This is a genomic window from uncultured Turicimonas sp. (assembly GCF_902477955.1).
Taxonomy (GTDB): Bacteria; Pseudomonadota; Gammaproteobacteria; order Burkholderiales; family Burkholderiaceae_F; genus Turicimonas.
This window is the reverse complement of the sequence record NZ_CABSJB010000026.1, coordinates 1-18,314: the sequence shown is the minus strand read 5'-3', so window position 1 is coordinate 18,314 and position 18,314 is coordinate 1. Positions and strand designations below refer to the sequence as shown.

The following is an 18,314-nucleotide window of genomic DNA, read 5'->3' as shown; positions in this document are numbered from 1 at the left end:
ATGCAAAATCAAGAAAACGCAAAAGATCAAGTAGAGATCAAAGAGCAGGAAAACCACATTATCGAAGAGAGACTCGCCAAGTTAGACAAGCTTCGCCAGGCAGGTCCCGCTTATCCGAATGACTTCGAGAAAAAAGAAGAACTCGGCGATATTCGTGCCAAGTACGAAAACACTTCTGCACAAGAATTAGAAGCCAATCCGGTTGAAGTTCAAGTCGCCGGCCGCGTCATGTTGAAACGAGTTATGGGCAAAGCCAGCTTTGCTACAGTTAAAGACGTCAGCGGCACTATCCAGTTCTTCATCACTCTTGCAGAAGTTGGTCCTGAAACTTACGAACTCTTCAAGAAGACTATTGATATCGGTGATATCGTCGGTGCCAAAGGCACACTGTTCCGCACACAAAAAGGCGAACTCTCCGTCCGCGTCAAAGTTCTCAGACTTTTGACCAAGAACATCCGTCCGCTTCCTGACAAGTTCCATGGTCTGTCCGATCAAGAAATCCGTTATCGCCAAAGATACGTTGACCTGATCATGAACGAAGACACACGCAAGACATTCAGAATCCGCTCTAAAGCCATTGCCGCTACACGTCAGTTCATGATGGAACACCGCTTCATGGAAGTTGAAACTCCAATGCTTCATCCGATTCCGGGCGGAGCTTCTGCAAAGCCGTTCATTACTCATCACAATGCCCTCGATATGGACATGTACCTCCGTATCGCTCCCGAACTTTATTTGAAGAGATTGGTTGTCGGCGGTTTTGAACGTGTATTTGAATTGAATCGTTCCTTCCGTAATGAAGGTGTGGACGTTCGTCACAATCCTGAATTCACCATGATGGAATTCTATGCAGCCTACAAGGAATACCACTGGCTCATGGATTACACAGAAAAACTTCTCCGCTTTGTTGCCAACCAGACTATCGGCACAGAAATTATTCAGTATCAGGGTCACACCATCGACCTTTCCAAGCCGTTTGATCGCCTGACAGCAAAAGACGCCGTTCTTAAATACTGCCCGCAGTACACAGCAGAAAATCTTGAAGACGCCGACTTCATGCACAAAGAACTGGAAAGACTCGGAGAGCCACAGAAGAAGAACGTTGGTATCGGCGCCCTTCAAATGGCCATGTTCGAAGCAACAACAGAAGCCAAATTGATTCAGCCGACATACATCATTGACTATCCGGTTGAAATCTCTCCGTTAGCCCGTGCTTCCGACAAGAATCCGGAAATCACAGAACGCTTTGAACTTTTCATGGCCGGACGTGAAACAGCAAACGGCTTCAGCGAATTGAATGATCCTCAAGATCAGGCCGCTCGTTTCCAAGCTCAAGCAAAACTCAAAGCGGAAGGCGACGATGAAGCCATGTACTACGACGCTGACTATGTTCGCGCTCTTGAATACGGTCTTCCTCCGACAGGCGGCTGCGGTGTAGGTTTAGACAGATTCGTCATGCTCTTGACGGATTCTGCCAGCATCCGTGATGTTCTTCTCTTCCCACACATGCGTCCCGAGTCATAAACATGCTGAGTAATTCTGCCAAAGATCTGTTAGTTAACATTCTTACCACGCTAGGAAAACAAGCTGATGAGAAGATTCCTGCGACAAGAATTCCTTTATTTTTAAACGATATTCTTGTCGGACATTTGAAGAGCAAAGAAGCCGTTTTTCTCAAGAAAACATTCCGTTTTATTGAGCTTGACGGACCGTGTTCCAGATGTCGGATTTTGGCAGATGATGCGCAGCAAGCTTCTAAAAGAATTGCTGCAATTTCTCAGATTTTTAAACAATCCAGTCTCGTCACAGCGTGGCGAGACGAGTTACTACCAGTGGTTTCTGTCAAAGACTTCGGGAGAACCACGGTATTAGCCGAAATTGAAAGAGCGATGGCCAGACCATTTGCTCTTTCAACCTTTGCCGTTCATCTAAATCCTTACACACAAGACGGCCGTCTATGGGTAGCCCAACGTTCATTTAAGAAGGCAATAAACCCGGGCTATTGGGATAATTGCGCTGCCGGCATGGTACCCATCGGCGAGACATTTCCGACAGCCATGGCACGAGAAAGCTGGGAGGAAGCCGGTATCGAAGAAGGGACTCTCCAATTTCATTTTCTAGAGCGCCATTTGATTTCCAGAGCAGTAACCGAAGGATGGATGTTCGAGCATACGATTATGTTCGATGCTGATGTTAGCGACAACTTTGTTCCTCACAATGTTGACGGAGAAGTCGAGAAATTCGAACTTTTAACACAGGAAGAAGTGATTCAAAGAGCTGCTGTCGGTGCATTCACATTTGAATCTTCTCTGTCTGTTCTATTATCAATTGCCAACAAGAACGGCCTTTCAGCCGATCTCTTTAACTATCAGAAGAGCTAAATCTTCTATCTTGGGATTAGGAATACTTTAATGCTTTCAATACATTACTTCCTACCTTAACGTAGTTTTCATATATCCTCGCAACGATGCCTTCTTATTTATGCGGAGGAGCAACATATTCACGATCTGGAAATTCCATAGCAGTCGCTACACCTCTTCCTCTAATAAGTTGAGCGGAAGCGACATTGCTCAATGTAAACTTAAGAGTATCTTCCGGAAAGTTTCCTCCACGAGTGTTATGTAAAGGAATTTCTTCTCCTTCGTGACGTAAAAAGGCACTAGGAATTCTCACAGACAGGCTCTGTCCGCTATCGTTATCTACTGTAAGAGTAATCCGTAAATTATCAGGGTCAAAAAAAGTGAAGCCTCGGGCAATTAGCGTTATCTTTTTGCGGATCTCTTCACCTACAAAGACATTCATATTTTGATTGTTCTGACTGGAGGCCACGCAAATTTCATTTTTCCTGCAGTCTCTCATACCGACACCACCAATTATGAAAGGCACCTCAAAAGAAACGAAGCTTTCAAAACCTTCCTCTTTACATCCAAGATATTTGGCACCAGAAAAAATATAATTGACTTTTTGTTTGGCTTCCAAAACGGATGAACTTTCCATTTCTGTTGCCTCTTCCTTACAATCGGGAACTTCTATCGAAAGAGTTCCAGTACTCGGCTGAGGCTTTCCAAAAACTTGAGAATATTTCACGGGCAAATCAATCTCAGATTTACATCCAAGAAGAGCAAGAAAGATAATGGAAGATAGAAGTATTTTCTTCAAAATTAGACTCCTGATTGAGATTATTGAATAATTGATTGAGTTTGAATATCTTCTGCTGCAGCAAAAAATCTACCATCTAATAATGCTCCAAATCACCTCGGAGATTCAACATTAGTTATTATTTTTTCCACAAACAAAAACGGCCTTGTGGCCGCTTTTGTTTATGTCGGAAAGTCCAGTTGCTTCCCTAACTGCTTGAATTACTCAACTTCATCAAGCCACGCCATTAAGATCGCTTCAAGGATCTTTTCATTACTGGCCTCAGGATCATCTTCAAACCCGTCAAGTCCACAGATCATCTGATGCATCTGCGGAAAACCAAGCTTCAATGGATCCTGATCGGGATACTCATCCGCTAAAGCAATAGCAATATCTCTTGTATCAGACCACTTCATACTTAAAAAGCTTCCCTAGCGTGGTTTCTGGAGTACTTAGGAATCTCCACGGTAATGTCTTCATCGCCAACTGTTGTTTGGCAAGACAGTCTTGAATTAGACTTCAATCCCCAGGCCTGATCAAGCAAGTCTTCCTCATCGTCCTCAGCTGGAGCAAGGGTATCGAATCCTTTGTCGATATAGCAGTGGCAAGTTGTACATGCACAAGACAATTCGCAGGCGTGTTCAATTGGAACGCCGTTGTCCAATAAAGCACGAGCTAAGTTAGTACCTGCCGGTACTTCAAATTCCTTGCCATTAGGGCAAATAGTTTCATGGGGGAGAACTGTAATTTTTGGCATCTTTATACCTCGTAAACAGACTTACCCTGCAAAGCTGCAAGGATTGTTCGATTCATTCTGCGGGCAGCGAAATCTTCAGTCCCTTTAGAAAGGGCATTGATTGCTTTCTTAATGGCCTCAGTGTCATCTTGCTCCTTAACGCGAACAAGATCCTCAATTAAAGCGTCGATTTGAGAACGTTCCTCAGCATTAAGCAAGTCGGCATCAGTCTTTAAAGCGGACTCTGTAGATTCAAGCAAGCGGGCTGCTTCAACTTTCTGCTCACGCAATTCTCTCAGTTTCATATCCTCTTCGGCATGACCGTGAGAATCTTTAAGCATTCTAGTGATTTCATCCTCACTCAAACCATAGGAAGGCTTAACTGAAACGGACGCTTCTGCTCCCGTGGTGTTTTCTCTTGCGGAAACTGAAAGAAGACCGTCGGCATCCACCTGGAAGGTAACGCGGATTCTTGCAGCTCCGGCAACCATCGGAGGAATTCCTCTAAGCGAGAATTTTGCCAAAGAACGGCAATCTTCGACCATGTCCCTTTCGCCTTGAACGACGTGGAAAGACATTGCTGTCTGGCCGTCCTTGAAGGTTGTGAAATCTTGCGCCATGGCAACTGGAATTGCCGTATTTCTTGGAATGACTTTTTCTACCAGGCCGCCCATAGTTTCGATGCCGAGAGACAGCGGAGTAACGTCTAACAAAAGCCAATCTTCACCGGATTGATTGCCGGCAAGCAAGTTGGCCTGCATCGCAGCTCCAACCGCAACCACTTCATCCGGATCGATATCGGTTAAAGGCGGCTGATCAAAGTAGTTTTCTACCGCTTCACGAACATTTGGCATACGGGTTGAACCGCCGACTAAAACAACTCCTTTGATTTCGCTGCGTTTCAAGCCTGCATCTTTAAGAGTGTTTTTTGTCGTTTCAATGCATTTATTAACAAGATGAGCGGTGATAGCAGCAAAAGCCTCTCTGGAAATAGTCAGATTAACAATCTTTCCGTCGCTCAAAGTTGCGTGAATAACTGCCCTTTCGTGAGTAGTCAAATGTTCTTTAGCTTGTTTGGCTTTTCCCAAGAGAAGACGTGAATCGGATTTGTTGAGGAAGGATAATCCAGCCTGTTCCAAAATCCAGCAATACAATCTTTGGTCGAAATCGTCGCCGCCTAACTGGCTATTGCCGCCGGTGGCAAGAACTTCAAACACTCCCTTGGACAAGCGCAGGATAGAGACGTCAAAAGTACCGCCTCCCAAGTCGAACACGATATAAAGACCTTCGGCTCCTTTATCAAGCCCGTAAGCTAATGCGGCAGCCGTTGGCTCGGCTAACAAACGCAATACGTTTAATCCTGCCAATTTGGCAGCATCTTTGGTTGCTTGTCTTTGAGCATCATCGAAATAAGCCGGAACTGTTACAACAGCACCGACAAGTTCACCGCCTAACGCTTCTTCAGACCGTAATTTAAGCTTTTTAAGGATTTCTGCAGAAACTTCAACCGGAGATTTTTCCCCGTTTACTGTGCGAAGTCTAAGCATTCCTTCGCCATCTGTTAGATCGTAGGAGATGTAAGAGCCCTCTTGTCTGACTTCGTCAGCACTTCTGCCCATTAATCTTTTAACACTAGAAATTGTATTGAGAGGATCTTCCGAAGATTTCAGTCTGGCTTCTTCACCGACTTCCACCTCTCCGTTTTCAAGATATCTAACAACGGAAGGAAGAAGCTTTTCTCCCTTTTCATCAACAAGTACTTCCGGTGAGCCATTACGCACGGTCGCCACTAAGGAATTGGTAGTTCCTAGGTCTATACCTACGGCTAACCGCTCCTCATGGGGAGCGGTTGACATACCGGGTTCGGAAATTTGCAATAAAGACATAAAGTTATTTCAAATCTTCTAATTGCCTTGCGAGGAACATTATTTTTTTAATGTTCTCACCGGCAGTTTTTGGATCTTTATCCTCGTCCAAAGAATGTTCGACTTTTTTCAGCAAGTCTTCTTTTTCCTCAGAGATTTCTTCTTTTAGCTTCCCCAGCCGGGCCTCATCATTTGCTTCTTTAGCTGTTGAGATTTCTTCGCGGCGAATCAGCTGATCCATTAAAAACTCTTCATTAATTGAGCCGCTGGATTCTTCATCCACCGGAGACCCCAAAAGCGCACAAACAAGCTTGGCTCTTTGGATGGGGTCTTTCAGAACGGAGTAGGCATCGTTCAAACGAGTTGACCACTGCTGAGCATTTCTCTTTTCAGCCTCAGAGGCAGATGCGAACCTGTCCGGATGCACCATTTTCTGAATCTGGAAGTATTTTTGTCCGAGTTCAGCTTCATCAATCTTGAAGCTCACGGGCATATTAAAAATTTGAAAAGCATTAAAAGCAGTCAACTCATCTCTCCTAAACTGAATTAAACGTGAAAGGATTTGCCGCAGCCGCAGCTTTCTTTCTCGTTCGGATTGGTGAACTTAAATCCGGAGTTCAGCCCCTCTTTCACGAAATCGATGTCTGTACCGTCAATGTAAACAAGGCTCTTCGGATCAACAATGACCTTGATTCCGTAAGACTCGAAAACATTGTCTTCAGGCTCTGCTGCATCAGCAAATTCAAGAGCGTAAGCCATGCCGGAGCATCCGCTGGTCTTCACGCCGACGCGAATCCCAATGCCCTTGCCGCGCTTTGTCAAGAACTTCTGAACGTGTTCAGCGGCTTTTTCAGTCAATGTAACTGCCATTATTTCTTTCCTAATTGTTCTTGTTTATGACGGTAATCCTCTACGGCTGCCTTAATAGCATCCTCTGCAAGAATTGAGCAGTGGATTTTGACAGGAGGAAGTTCCAACTCTTCAGCAATAGCCGTATTTTTGAGCTGTTGAGCTTCTTCAAGAGTCTTACCTTTGATCAATTCGGTGACCAAAGAAGAGGAAGCGATAGCGCTAGTGCAGCCGTAAGTTTTGAACTTAGCGTCTTCGATAACACCTTGGTCATTGACTTTAATCTGGAGACTAAGCACATCGCCGCAAGCAGGAGCCCCACGTGTTCCCGTTCCGACATTGGGATCATTTTTATCCAAACGTCCGACATTTCTCGGATGGTTGAAATGGTCCATTACTTTTTCGCTGTATTGCATTACTTCAATTCCTTATTAATGTTCTTTCCACTCGACAGACTTGAGATCTGTACCTTCTTTGTGCATTTCCCACAACGGAGAAAGCTCTCTTAATGCTGCTACATTTTCTTTGAAGAGCTTGATGGTGTAGTCGATTTCTTCTTCGGTTGTAAATCTGCCGATAGAGAAACGGATGGAGCTGTGAGCCAACTCATCATCGATTCCTAAGGCTTTCAGAACATAAGAAGGTTCCAAGCTGGCAGATGTGCAAGCGGAGCCGGAAGAAACGGCAACGTCTTTGCAGCGAGCCATCAAAGCTTCGCCTTCAACGAACTCAAAACTCATATTCAAATTGAACGGAGCGCGATGTTCCATGCTACCGTTAACATGAACGGCTTCAATTTCAGAAAGGCCTTTGAGAAGCTTGTCGCGCAATTTTCTTTCTCTTTCGGCTTCCTGCTCTAATTCGAGACGGGCCAAACGATAAGCTTCGCCCATTCCGACGATCTGGTGAGTAGCAAGCGTACCGCTTCTCATACCTCTTTCATGGCCGCCGCCGTGAATGATAGCTTCGATTCTGGCGCGAGGCTTGCGGCGAACGTAAAGAGCTCCCATGCCTTTCGGACCGTAGACTTTGTGAGCGGACAAGCTCATCAAATCAATTTTGAGCTTTTCCATATCCAGAGGGATCTTACCGGCGGCCTGTGTGGCATCGCAGTGGAAGAGGATGCCTCTTTCACGGCACATTTCACCGATCTTTTCGATATCTTGGATAACACCGATTTCGTTGTTGACAGCCATAACGGAAACCAATGTTGTGTCAGGACGCATTGCTTTAGCGAGCTCGTCGAGGTCGATTAAACCGTCTTTGCCAACACCTAAGTAAGTAACTTCAAAACCTTCTCTTTCAAGCTCTCTCATGGAGTCAAGAACTGCCTTGTGTTCTGTCTTGACTGTGATTAAATGTTTGCCCTTATCCTTGTGGAATCTGGCTGCACCTTTGATAGCCAAATTATCGCTTTCTGTTGCACCGCTAGTCCAAACGATTTCTTTCGGATCGGCGTTGATCAATTTTGCAACTTCTGCACGGGCGTTTTCAACGGCTTCCTTTGCATCCCAACCGTAAGGATGGCTTGTACTAGCCGCATTACCGAAATGTTCATTCAGGTAGGGAATCATCTTCTCTACAACTCTTGGGTCAGTTGGAGTTGTTGCAGAGTAGTCAAGATAGATAGGGAATTTCATTATGGACTCCATTTATTTTTTAGAGCAATTAGATTTTGAAGGTTTAACAATCTTTACTTGTTGAATACCTTGATCCTTAAGCAGCTTCTTTTCCGCAAGATCTTTAAGAGAAATGCCATGGAGAAACTTTCGCATTTCTTCATTGAGGCTGTCCCATAAATCAAAGGTGATACATTCTCCCTGGCCGTCGCAACCGGCTCGAGACTTTGTACATTCGGAAGTTTTCAGGGTTGAATCTACGGCATCAAGGATCTCGTCAACTCGAATCTGATCGGAAGATTTAGCTAAGCGGTAGCCGCCTTTTGGGCCGCGATTGCCTTCAACCAAACCTGCCTTTCTCAGTTTTCCGAAAAGCTGTTCGAGATAGGACGGGGATAAGTGTCTTCTAGCACTTATTTCCGCTATAGTGACATGCTCCTGCGGGGCTTGAAGCGCAATATCAAGCATCGCAGTGACAGCAAATCTTCCTTTAGTAGTAAGCTTCATTATCCTATTCCGATTAATTTAGTCGGAAATATACTCTCATCAATTTCCGAGTGCAACTGTCGGAAATATTATTTTTCATCCTGAGCATGAGAACTTTGCTCGAATTTTTAATTATCAGATAAGTAAAACTGCTGGGATTCTTTCCAAGTGTTTGTTAAATAAACGAAACTATTTTGAGTCCAAAAAATAAATGAATTAGAAGCGATTATTCGAGAAAACGATTTTCTCATTCGAAAAGATGATGCTGTTGAGAAGATATTTAATGGTGAACAGGAAATCGTTGCCGGAAAGGTTTTGAGCAAGCAAGTTGTTAGGCGAAAGATTCCTCGGGATAAATCCCAGATACTAAAAAAGGACCTTTTCGGTCCTTTAGTAAGCGCGTAATTTTAGAAGTTTCTTGAAGGCGTGTACATAGAGGCTCTCTTCTTGACAACATCAAGTAGACCTTCACACGCATCTTCGCAATAATCCAACACTGTGTTGAAGCCTTCGTTGCCGCCATAGTACGGATCAGGAACAACAGCCGTGTCGTTTTCGCTCGCATAACGCATCAAGAGAGCCAATTTGTGCTTGTACATAGGAGGGCAAATCTGCTGCATTGCAGTAAGATTTTCCCAGTCCATAGCTAAAATGAAGTCGCATTCGCGGAAATCATCCACCGTTATTTGTCTGGCTTTAAGGTTGGAAAGATCATATCCGCGCTTCCTTCCTGCGATTTGAGCACGAACGTCCGGAGCCTCTCCGACGTGATAGCCATGAGTACCGGCAGAATCAACGATAACACGATCGCTCAAGCCAGCTTCACGGACCATTTTTTCAAAAACCGCTTCAGCAGTAGGGGAACGGCAAATATTTCCCATACAGACAAATAAAACTTTAACCATAATTAATTACGCCAATTTTTAATTTTTTTCTTCAAATCCAGCCAGTTACGTTAAAACAGGCACAGAAATCGCTCTTAAAAGGGACAATGCCTCTTTTAAGGCTGATATATAGTAAGCAAAATTATTGAAAAATAAAAGTATGTATTTTCCTATCTTGCGCTCTTTTGTGACGAAATTTTTTAGATTTTTTCATCAGAGTCGTGGCCGTCAGCACCAAAAACTTGTTTTTTCACGGTGCTTAGTTTGTCGCGAATAGCAGCAGCCTTCTCAAATTCCAAATTCTTAGCACACTCGAACATTTCTTTTTCCAGTTTTTTGATCTCTCTGGCCAGCTCTTTGGGATCCATTCTTTCCCAGTCCATCCCGTCAACAAGATTTGAAGCCGGATCATCAACCAGATCTTTGTAGACTCCATCAATAATGTCTTTGATTTCTTTCTTTACGCTCTTCGGCGTAATTCCGTGAGCCTTATTGAAGTCGCTTTGTTTCTTGCGTCTTCTTTCCGTTTCCTCCATAGCCAAACGCATGGAGTCGGTAATTTTATCGGCGTAAAGAATAGCTTTTCCTTCGACATTACGTGCTGCGCGGCCGATGGTTTGAATTAAAGATCGCTCACTGCGCAGGAACCCTTCTTTATCTGCATCCAAAATAGCCACAAGAGCGACCTCAGGAATATCCAAGCCTTCACGAAGCAAGTTAATGCCCACTAACACATCGAAAACGCCGGCACGCAAATCTCGGATGATCTCCACTCTTTCAACCGTGTCAATATCAGAGTGCAAGTAACGAACCTTAACTCCGTTATCTTCCAAGAACTCAGTCAGATCTTCTGCCATTTTCTTGGTAAGTGTCGTTATTAATATTCTTTGTCCTTTGGGCACCCGCTCTTTGATTTCAGCTAATACATCATCCACCTGAGTGCCTGCCGGACGTACTTCTACTTCCGGATCGATCAAACCTGTCGGGCGAACCACTTGCTCAACAATCTGCGACGAATGTTCAGCCTCATATTTGGAAGGAGTAGCGGAAACAAAAATTGCCCTTCTCATCTTCCGTTCAAACTCATCAAATTTAAGCGGACGGTTGTCTCTAGCACTCGGCAGTCTGAAACCGTATTGAACAAGAGTGTCTTTTCTTGATGCGTCGCCTCGGTACATTCCCCCTATCTGACCCAACAAGACATGTGATTCATCAAAGAACATCAAGGCATCTTTCGGCAGATAATCAATTAACGTCGGAGGAGGTTCTCCCGGTAACGCACCCGATAAATGACGGCTGTAGTTCTCAATGCCTTTACAGAAACCGAGTTCATTTAGCATCTCGAGGTCGAACTGAGTTCTTTCTTTAATTCTCTGAGCTTCCAGCAGCTTTCCTTCGCTCAGAAATGTGGCTTCTCTTTCTTTAAGTTCTTCCTTAATCGTGTCAATAGCCCGAAGAATGTCATGGCGCGGTGTTACATAGTTAGAAGTCGGATAAATCGAGAAACGATCCACTTTATGTCTGACCTTCCCTGTCAGCGGATCGAAGAAATACATTTCCTCAATTTCATCATCAAAGAGCTGAATTCTCAATGCCAATTCTGAATGCTCGGCCGGGAATACATCGATAGTATCGCCACGGACGCGGAACGTCCCTCGAGTGAAATCCATATCATTTCTCTGATATTGGATTCTGACCAAATGAGCAATCAAGTCACGCTGATCAATTCTTTGTCCGCGCTTTAAGATAAGCCGCATTTCCGTGTAGGACTCCGGTTTCCCGATACCGTAAATTGCACTGACGGTCGCCACAATAATGACGTCACGTCTTTCCAGCACACTCTTAGAAGCGGCCAAACGCATCTGTTCGATGTGCTCGTTAATTGAAGAATCTTTTTCAATAAAGAGGTCGCGCTGGGGAACGTAGGCTTCCGGCTGATAGTAATCGTAGTAGCTGACGAAATATTCAACGGCATTATTCGGGAAGAAATCTCTCATTTCCGAATAGAGCTGTGCAGCCAAGGTTTTATTCGGAGCCATGATAAGGGTCGGCAGCCCTGTTTTGGCAATTACATTGGCCATGGTAAAAGTTTTACCGCTGCCGGTCACCCCTAATAGGGTCTGTGCCGCAAGTCCGTCTTCTACGCCTTCCACTAATTCTTTAATTGCCTGCGGTTGATCGCCTGCCGGCTCAAAAGGTTGGTGGAGTTCAAACGGGGAATTTGGATAACGAATAATATTTGCCAACTAACTTCTCCTAACTACTCGGATAATCCTATCACTCGCAGTCAATTCCAAAGAGTATAGATTTTCAATTTGAGATGAGAAAGGCAATTTCCAGAGCCTCTGTAATGGCTTTAGGGAAAAATATCAAAGAGAAGAACTCGACTGTATCATTCTTTCCACAACATATTGAAGTCATTAATTTTGTCTCTTTCCTTTTCACCGATTTTCTGCGGCACCCGTCCCGCCTTGTTCCAAAAGAATTTAGTAAACAAAAAATTGTGAAATATTTCCTCGTCGGCAAAATTCCCTGGAGACCAAACCCTAATACCTCTCTTTCGATTGACATGCTAGGATGATCGCAGAACAAAGGAGGGGAAAAATGAAGAAAACTTTCTTGATCTTAGCCGCTGGTCTTTTGGTTTTTGGTACTGCAAACGCTAAATTCGTTCATCGCTGGGACGCAGACTCTCTTTCTAAAGGAAAGTTTGTTCCGGTTAAAACAGCTTTCGTCAAAAAGGAAGTGAAAGTTGAAGGAATCCAGATAGAAAACAAACACATTCTGGTCAAGATCGACTACACAGGAAAAATCTTCACAGAACCGAGCCTTATCGCTAAAAATTAATTTTTCATAGAAGTTTTGAAAAAGTTGGACCTGGGATTTCAATTTCTCTTGGTCCAATTTTTTGTACTTAAAAACTCTGGGCTTATTTGCTCAACATTATCGTCATATCGCGCGACTGAGAAGAATTGTCCTTCTTAACCATTCTTATTTTTATACCGAAAACAACTTCAAAACAGACAGTGACACAAAGACCGCCTTACGGCGCCCTTTGCGTACCCTGGAGAATTGCTAAGTTAGGATTTATTAAGCTTCATTTTTACTGAACTTCGGTGCGATAAAGCCCCAGAGAGTCCAACCGAGGAATGTGGCTAAAGAACCCCAGAAAACTTCGTTGATGCCGGTGGAGAACAAAGCGTAGAAGCTGTAAACCGCACCGATGAAACCGATGAAGACATACACTTTAGCTTTGGTGACTTCAACATGAGCTGCCTTCATGATGACCGGCAGAGCTGCCATAGACAGGATGTAAGGCATGATGTTTGTCACAACGGCGAGGTCAACGAGTCTGTTGAACTGCTTGAACAATTCCGGGCTGATTGTCATGAAGCAGAAACCTGTCTGGACTGCAACAATAATCAGCATACCGAGAACCGGAGCTTCCCATTTGTTGACTTTAGCAAAGGCTTTCGGGAAGAAACCGTCAACTGCAGACTGCTGGAATACTTTAGCAATTGTGAACTGCCAGCCAAGAGTGGAGCCTGCACAAGACAGAACCAACATGAACATGACGATCTTACCGATTGTGGAGTTGAACATCATGGTAAATGTCAAACCGAACGGAGCATTAGATTTCACGAGTTCTGCGTTAGGAACGATACCGGCGATGATGTTGGTGGAAACAATGTAGATGATTGCCACACCAATCGTAGCAGCCAATACTGCGATTGGAACATTCTTTTCAGGATTGTCAACGGCGTCAGAGTTTGCACAAGCACTTTCCAATCCAAGGAAGGCCCACAAAGTCATGGAAATCGAAGCACCGACAGCGCTGAAGAACGGTTCGTTATGAGGGTTCCAAGCTTCGATGTACATTGTCGGGCTGAACCAGAACCAGCCGATAACGGACAAGCAAAGAACCGGGAGAATGGCGCACCAAACTGCAACCGAGCTGAATTTGCCGGTAATAGAGGCACCGGCGAAGTTTGCTACTGTGCAAAGCCAAAGCACGACGATTGTAGAAATACATACGGCTACCGGGCTTAGTTCCATTTCCAAGAATTCAGCGCCATAACCGACACATGTAATAGCAATAGCGATATTAGCGAACAGCAAAGATACACCGTACGTGTAGTTTGCCATGAAGTTACCGGCCTTACCGAATGCGTATTCAGTATAGCCGCCCATACCTGGACGTTTACTGAACATTCCGCACTTAGCAAATGCATAAGCCAAGCACAAAGAACCTAAAGCGGTAATTAACCAAGAGAGGATTGAGATAGTTCCCACTTCTGCCAACTTTGTAGGAAGCATAACAATTCCGGAGCCCATCATGTTAATAGCAGTAAGCAGTGTCAACTGCGTGACGGACATCTTTGCACGATTTTCAGACATGATATTTTTTTATCCGAATAAGTAAGTTGATCCCCGGAGCCTCCCGGCTCCGGGCGTTGGAAGAAATTACGCTTTAGGCTGAGACAAGCGTTTTGCAACCTCTTCTTTGAGGACGTAGCAATAAACTCTCTTCTTGCCGTCTTCGTTCTTGAGGTATACACCCTGCAGCTCTGGAGCGAATCCAGGCATACGGTTAATAGCTTCTTCCCATGCTAAGAAGTACTGCAGAACCGGACCTCCCCAAACTTCGCCCGGGAAGCAGCAAAGAACTCCCGGTGGATAAGGAAGAGCTCCTTCAGCAGCGACTCTGCCTTCTGCCTGATCCATTGGAATGAGATCAGTTTGGCCGCGAAGGAAGGCAAAGTGAGCTTCTTGTGGATTAACAACAGATTTCGGGAAATAGTCAAAGCGGAACATTTGCTTTTGAATTTCCTTAATGTTTCTCTCTTTGTAGAAATCGTGCATTTCTTGGCAGAGCTGTCTGATTGTATAACCCTTGTAACGTTCTTCGTTGGCCTTGTAAACGCTTGGAAGAACATCTTCAAGGGCTGCATTTTCATCAAGCAGTCTTTCGAAGCGGGCAATCTGTGTAACCAGATGGTCCATCTTTTCTTTGTCTTCGGCAGGAGTCATCAAGAACAAAATGGAGTTCAAATCGTTCTTTTCAGGAATGATGCCGTTTTCACGCAAGTAGTTGGCCAAAATAGTTGCCGGAACACCGAACTCTTCGTATTCACCTGTTTCAGGATTGATACCCGGAGTTGTGAGCAAGAACTTGCATGGATCGACAATGTATTGATCCTGACCGTATCCTTCGAAGGCATGCCATTTTTCACCGGGACCGAACTTGAAGAAGTTCAGATCTGTAGCAATCTGTTCTGTCGGATAATCCTGCCATGGAGTTCCGTTAACCTTAGTAGGAATAAACGGCTTGATGTAGTGGCAAGTTGCCAATAGAAGTTTGCGAGCTTCAATAGTTGTTCTGACGCAATCGGCCCACAATCTTCTTCCTGCTTCACCTTCCTGCATCTTGGCATTAACGTCAAGAGCGGCAAAGAGAGGATAGAACGGGCTTGTAGAAGCGTGCATCATAAAGGCGTTGTTAACGACTTTATGAGGAATGTATCTGTCTTGACCCTTAATATGGGAGTCTTTCTTGTGAATCTGAGAAGTCTGTGAGAAACCTGCTTGCTGCTTATGAACGGACTGTGTAACGAAAATACCTGGGTCTTCCGGTCCCAAATCCAAAAGCAATGGAGAGCAGTCTCTCATCATTGGAATGAACTGTTCATAACCAACCCATGCGGAGTCAAACAGAATGTAATCGCAAAGATGGCCGATCTTGTCAACTACTTGACGGGCATTGTAAATAGTACCGTCATAAGTACCGAGCTGAATAACGGCAAGTCTAAACGGTCTCTTAGCATTTGCTTTTTCAGGAACTTTTTCGGCAACCAGCTTTCTTAAATAAGCTTCGTCAAAGCACTTTTCATCAATACCGCCAATGAATCCATAGGGGTTGCGTGCAGTTTCCAAATAAATCGGTGTTGCACCAGCCTGGAGAAGAGCACCGTGATTAATGGACTTATGGTTATTTCTATCGTAAAGAACCAAGTCTCCCGGTGTTAAACAAGCATTCAGCACAACCTTATTAGAAGCGGATGTACCGTTCAAAACGAAATAAGTCTTATCAGCGTTGTAAATCTTGGCAGCTGCTTTTTGAGATTCGCATGGAGCTCCTTCGTGAATCAAAAGGTCGCCCATAGAAACGTCTGCGTTGCAGAGGTCGGAACGGAAGATTTCTTCACCGAAGAAGTCATAAAAAGCGCGGCCTGCCGGATGACGGCGGAAATAAGAACCACCTTGGTGTCCCGGGCAGTCAAATTGTGCTTTACCCTGTCTTACATAGTGTGTAAGAGCCCCAAAGAACGGAGGAAGAACTTTGCTTTCGTATCCTCTAGCGGCTTCGTCGATTTGACGGCCATAGAGACGGCGGTTTGTTGGGTCGTCATTGATAACACCAACGATACGGCCGATCAATTCTTTAGGTGTTTCCTGATCGGAATCCATCATTAAGAAAATTGGAAGACCGAATGCAGTTGCATCAACTCTCTTCAATTTACCGTTACGGTAGTCGTCAAGGCTAATAACTACTGCAGAAACTTCAGTTAAATCAGCTGTGACAAGGTCTACAACTTCGCGTTCAACTTGAAGCATGTCTTTAATTTTCTGGGAAGCAGCAATTTTCATTTTATGCATAATAGTGTCCTCTGGTTTTATTACTTAAAGTAATAACTCCATCAAAAAATTTTTAAGCGAATTTTGTGCCCAAGTTTATGAACGGCAATAGTCGACCAATCTCTTCCCACTGAGAGATATAGAGAATCACAAACTTGAACTTAACCGGAAATGGTTAGGATCCAGGAGGGCTAAAAGCCGCTGGAGCAGAGGACTAGCGGCCCGTGCCGCTGAATTTATCGAATGAGAAGCAATCGCGCATTGAAAACTGCGTCAGATGACGAGTGCGGCGCATGCCTATGTTGAATAGGCACTTGCCGATGTTGAAGATGCACATGGCAGCACTCCTAATAAAATTAAGATTGTCTTAACAGACGTAGAGAAGTCTATATATCTCTAAGATATTTGTCAATAAATTTTCTCAATTTGGGTTTGGTTTCATTCACCCCTGTTGCTTTTGTGGTCACACGTATTTTTGCTCCCTATCTCTCAGAAAATTGTCTTTCCTTTTCAATCAAAAAAATCTCTACATGTCAACGCTCCTATGAGCTACAAAAAAGCTCTCTTGATTCGGATTTCCATACAAATTTTGGATTAGTCTTATAAAGTTAAGTTTCAAATCTTCACAATTAGTAACTTTTTAAGGAAAAACGATGAGTACCTCTGTTTTTGATGTCGTTGAAATGGCTCCGGACGATCCTATTCTCGGATTAAACGAAGCGTTCAAAACTGACCCTCGTAAGGAAAAGGTTAATTTAAGTATTGGCGTCTACTGCACAGAGGAAGGGAAAGTCCCTTTACTGAAGGTCGTTGAGCAGACTGAAAAGAAACTTGCTGAAGCAGGTGCACCTCATACTTATTTGCCGATTTCCGGTATCCCTGCCTTTACTTCAGGCGTTCAGAAATTAATCTTCGGCCCGGACTCTGAAGTTGTTAAGACTAAACGTGCTGCCACCGTCCAGTCTTTAGGCGGAACAGGCGCTCTTAAAGTCGGTGCCGATTTTTTGGCCACAGTCCTTAAGAATCCAGAAGCTGTCGTCAGTGCTCCGACTTGGCAAAACCACGTTGCCATCTTTGAATCCGCCGGTTTCAAAGTAGGTTCTTATCCTTATTATGATAAAAAGACAGGGGAAATCGACTTCCCTGCCATGCTTGAAACTCTCAAAGGATTAAAGAAAGATACTGTTGTTATTCTTCATGCTTGCTGCCACAATCCAACCGGTGTTGATTTGACTCAAGAACAATGGGCACAAGTCGTTGACGTTTGCCGCGACAAAGGCCTCATTCCGTTCTTAGACATCGCCTACCAGGGCTTTGGTGCAGGACTTAACGAAGACGCCGGCTCCATCAGACAGTTCGCTGATTCGGGTATCCCTTTCTTTGTTTCCAACTCCTTCTCTAAATCCTTCTCTCTCTACGGGGAAAGAATCGGCGCTCTCACAGTCGTTTGCAAATCGGAAGAAGAAGCTAAGAGAGTTAACTCTAAACTGAAGTCCGTTATTCGCGCTAACTACTCTAATCCCCCTGCTCACGGAGCCAAGATTGTTTCTGCCGTCCTCAACGACCCGGAACTTCTTCAGCAGTGGCATGAAGACTTGAAAGGGATGCGCGAACGCATTAAAGAAATGCGTCACCTCCTGGCTGAAGCACTCAAAAAGGAAGGTGCCAAGGTTGATTTCTCCTTCATTGAGAATCAGAACGGAATGTTCTCCTTCTCTCGTTTGACACCTGAGCAAGTTCAAAGACTTAAAGACGAGTTCGGCGTTTATGCCGTTAAGTCCGGACGTATCTGCGTGGCTTCGTTGAATAAGGCCAATGTTGACTACACTGCAAAGGCTATTAAAGAAGTGTTGTAAAAAAAGGACATCTTTCTAGAAAAACAAAATTTTTCTTATTTTTGATTTGCACTGAGAAAAAAACTCGTATATAGTTACGTTCTCATTGATTCTCCGATAGCTCAGTCGGTAGAGCGACGGACTGTTAATCCGCAGGTCGTTGGTTCAAGTCCAACTCGGGGAGCCAAAGATTAAAAATTGAAAAAGTTTCATTCCCCGATAGCTCAGTCGGTAGAGCGACGGACTGTTAATCCGCAGGTCGTTGG

At 44.3% G+C, this 18,314-nt stretch carries 17 protein-coding genes and 1 tRNA gene; 5 read left to right on the top strand and 13 right to left on the bottom strand.

From position 1 onward, the window contains the following. Together lysS and RDK53_RS08435 are read left to right on the top strand one after the other, a co-directional pair. Positions 1-1,524, top strand: a complete 1,524-nt coding sequence (gene lysS / locus RDK53_RS08440) for a lysine--tRNA ligase (RefSeq protein WP_308514154.1) — start codon at positions 1-3, stop codon at positions 1,522-1,524. 2 nt (positions 1,525-1,526) lie between these two features. Then, entirely contained in the window at positions 1,527-2,381 is an 855-nt protein-coding gene (locus RDK53_RS08435) for an NUDIX domain-containing protein (protein WP_308514153.1), read from the top strand. Positions 2,382-2,475: 94 nt separating this feature from the next. On the opposite strand, the gene RDK53_RS08430 is transcribed toward RDK53_RS08435, so the two are convergent. The 11 genes from RDK53_RS08430 to uvrB form a co-directional block, all read right to left on the bottom strand. Beyond that, on the bottom strand, positions 2,476-3,159 hold the full coding sequence (locus RDK53_RS08430) for a hypothetical protein (protein WP_308514152.1): 684 nt from the start codon (positions 3,157-3,159) through the stop codon (positions 2,476-2,478). A gap of 200 nt (positions 3,160-3,359) precedes the next feature. Further along, positions 3,360-3,554: a Fe-S cluster assembly protein IscX gene (gene iscX / locus RDK53_RS08425; protein WP_308514151.1), complete on the bottom strand. Its 195-nt coding sequence runs from the start codon at positions 3,552-3,554 to the stop codon at positions 3,360-3,362. 2 nt (positions 3,555-3,556) lie between these two features. Beyond that, positions 3,557-3,895: an ISC system 2Fe-2S type ferredoxin gene (gene fdx / locus RDK53_RS08420; RefSeq protein ID WP_277037719.1), complete on the bottom strand. Its 339-nt coding sequence runs from the start codon at positions 3,893-3,895 to the stop codon at positions 3,557-3,559. A 2-nt stretch (positions 3,896-3,897) separates the two neighbouring features. Further along, entirely contained in the window at positions 3,898-5,760 is a 1,863-nt protein-coding gene (gene hscA / locus RDK53_RS08415; RefSeq protein WP_308514150.1) for a Fe-S protein assembly chaperone HscA, read from the bottom strand. 4 nt (positions 5,761-5,764) lie between these two features. Continuing rightward, positions 5,765-6,265: a Fe-S protein assembly co-chaperone HscB gene (gene hscB, locus RDK53_RS08410; RefSeq protein ID WP_308514149.1), complete on the bottom strand. Its 501-nt coding sequence runs from the start codon at positions 6,263-6,265 to the stop codon at positions 5,765-5,767. Between the two features lie 20 nt (positions 6,266-6,285). Further along, a complete protein-coding gene (gene iscA / locus RDK53_RS08405) occupies positions 6,286-6,609 on the bottom strand; it encodes an iron-sulfur cluster assembly protein IscA (RefSeq protein ID WP_066595548.1) in 324 nt (107 codons plus the stop codon). Further along, positions 6,609-7,004, bottom strand: coding sequence for a Fe-S cluster assembly scaffold IscU (gene iscU / locus RDK53_RS08400; protein WP_066595546.1), 396 nt, complete (start codon positions 7,002-7,004; stop codon positions 6,609-6,611). Before iscU ends, iscA begins: the two co-directional genes overlap by 1 nt. Before the next feature lie 15 nt (positions 7,005-7,019). Further along, positions 7,020-8,228 carry an IscS subfamily cysteine desulfurase gene (locus tag RDK53_RS08395; RefSeq protein ID WP_277041059.1) on the bottom strand — a complete coding sequence of 403 codons (1,209 nt, stop codon included), beginning with the start codon at positions 8,226-8,228 and terminating at the stop codon, positions 7,020-7,022. A gap of 12 nt (positions 8,229-8,240) precedes the next feature. Beyond that, positions 8,241-8,714, bottom strand: a complete 474-nt coding sequence (locus tag RDK53_RS08390) for an Rrf2 family transcriptional regulator (RefSeq protein WP_308514148.1) — start codon at positions 8,712-8,714, stop codon at positions 8,241-8,243. A gap of 386 nt (positions 8,715-9,100) precedes the next feature. Then, entirely contained in the window at positions 9,101-9,601 is a 501-nt protein-coding gene (locus RDK53_RS08385) for a low molecular weight protein-tyrosine-phosphatase (RefSeq protein WP_066595539.1), read from the bottom strand. Positions 9,602-9,777: 176 nt separating this feature from the next. After that, complete coding sequence (gene uvrB, locus RDK53_RS08380; RefSeq protein ID WP_308514147.1) at positions 9,778-11,823, bottom strand: excinuclease ABC subunit UvrB; 2,046 nt, start codon at positions 11,821-11,823, stop codon at positions 9,778-9,780. Between the two features lie 358 nt (positions 11,824-12,181). Between uvrB and RDK53_RS08375 the strand changes: the two genes are divergently transcribed. Then, positions 12,182-12,424 (top strand): hypothetical protein, encoded by a 243-nt coding sequence (locus RDK53_RS08375; protein ID WP_308514146.1) that lies wholly within the window; start codon positions 12,182-12,184, stop codon positions 12,422-12,424. A 243-nt stretch (positions 12,425-12,667) separates the two neighbouring features. Here RDK53_RS08375 and potE read toward each other — a convergent pair whose 3' ends face one another. Then, positions 12,668-13,975: a putrescine-ornithine antiporter gene (gene potE, locus RDK53_RS08370; RefSeq protein WP_308514145.1), complete on the bottom strand. Its 1,308-nt coding sequence runs from the start codon at positions 13,973-13,975 to the stop codon at positions 12,668-12,670. Between the two features lie 66 nt (positions 13,976-14,041). Continuing rightward, positions 14,042-16,234 (bottom strand): ornithine decarboxylase SpeF, encoded by a 2,193-nt coding sequence (gene speF / locus RDK53_RS08365; protein ID WP_308514144.1) that lies wholly within the window; start codon positions 16,232-16,234, stop codon positions 14,042-14,044. Positions 16,235-16,866: 632 nt separating this feature from the next. Here speF and RDK53_RS08360 point away from each other — a divergent pair. After that, positions 16,867-18,069 carry an amino acid aminotransferase gene (locus RDK53_RS08360; protein ID WP_308514143.1) on the top strand — a complete coding sequence of 401 codons (1,203 nt, stop codon included), beginning with the start codon at positions 16,867-16,869 and terminating at the stop codon, positions 18,067-18,069. A 90-nt stretch (positions 18,070-18,159) separates the two neighbouring features. After that, a tRNA-Asn gene (locus tag RDK53_RS08355) sits at positions 18,160-18,235 on the top strand. Positions 18,236-18,314: the final 79 nt, after the last annotated feature.

Excerpts from the sequence above, each read along its gene's own strand:
- lysS (WP_308514154.1), top strand. The coding sequence starts at position 1 with ATGCAAAATCAAGAAAACGCAAAAGATCAAGTAGAGATCAAAGAGCAG.
- RDK53_RS08435 (WP_308514153.1), top strand. The coding sequence starts at position 1,527 with ATGCTGAGTAATTCTGCCAAAGATCTGTTAGTTAACATTCTTACCACG.
- iscX (WP_308514151.1), bottom strand. The coding sequence starts at position 3,554 with ATGAAGTGGTCTGATACAAGAGATATTGCTATTGCTTTAGCGGATGAG.
- fdx (WP_277037719.1), bottom strand. The coding sequence starts at position 3,895 with ATGCCAAAAATTACAGTTCTCCCCCATGAAACTATTTGCCCTAATGGC.
- hscA (WP_308514150.1), bottom strand. The coding sequence starts at position 5,760 with ATGTCTTTATTGCAAATTTCCGAACCCGGTATGTCAACCGCTCCCCAT.
- iscA (WP_066595548.1), bottom strand. The coding sequence starts at position 6,609 with ATGGCAGTTACATTGACTGAAAAAGCCGCTGAACACGTTCAGAAGTTC.
- iscU (WP_066595546.1), bottom strand. The coding sequence starts at position 7,004 with ATGCAATACAGCGAAAAAGTAATGGACCATTTCAACCATCCGAGAAAT.
- RDK53_RS08395 (WP_277041059.1), bottom strand. The coding sequence starts at position 8,228 with ATGAAATTCCCTATCTATCTTGACTACTCTGCAACAACTCCAACTGAC.
- RDK53_RS08390 (WP_308514148.1), bottom strand. The coding sequence starts at position 8,714 with ATGAAGCTTACTACTAAAGGAAGATTTGCTGTCACTGCGATGCTTGAT.
- RDK53_RS08375 (WP_308514146.1), top strand. The coding sequence starts at position 12,182 with ATGAAGAAAACTTTCTTGATCTTAGCCGCTGGTCTTTTGGTTTTTGGT.
- potE (WP_308514145.1), bottom strand. The coding sequence starts at position 13,975 with ATGTCTGAAAATCGTGCAAAGATGTCCGTCACGCAGTTGACACTGCTT.
- speF (WP_308514144.1), bottom strand. The coding sequence starts at position 16,234 with ATGCATAAAATGAAAATTGCTGCTTCCCAGAAAATTAAAGACATGCTT.
- RDK53_RS08360 (WP_308514143.1), top strand. The coding sequence starts at position 16,867 with ATGAGTACCTCTGTTTTTGATGTCGTTGAAATGGCTCCGGACGATCCT.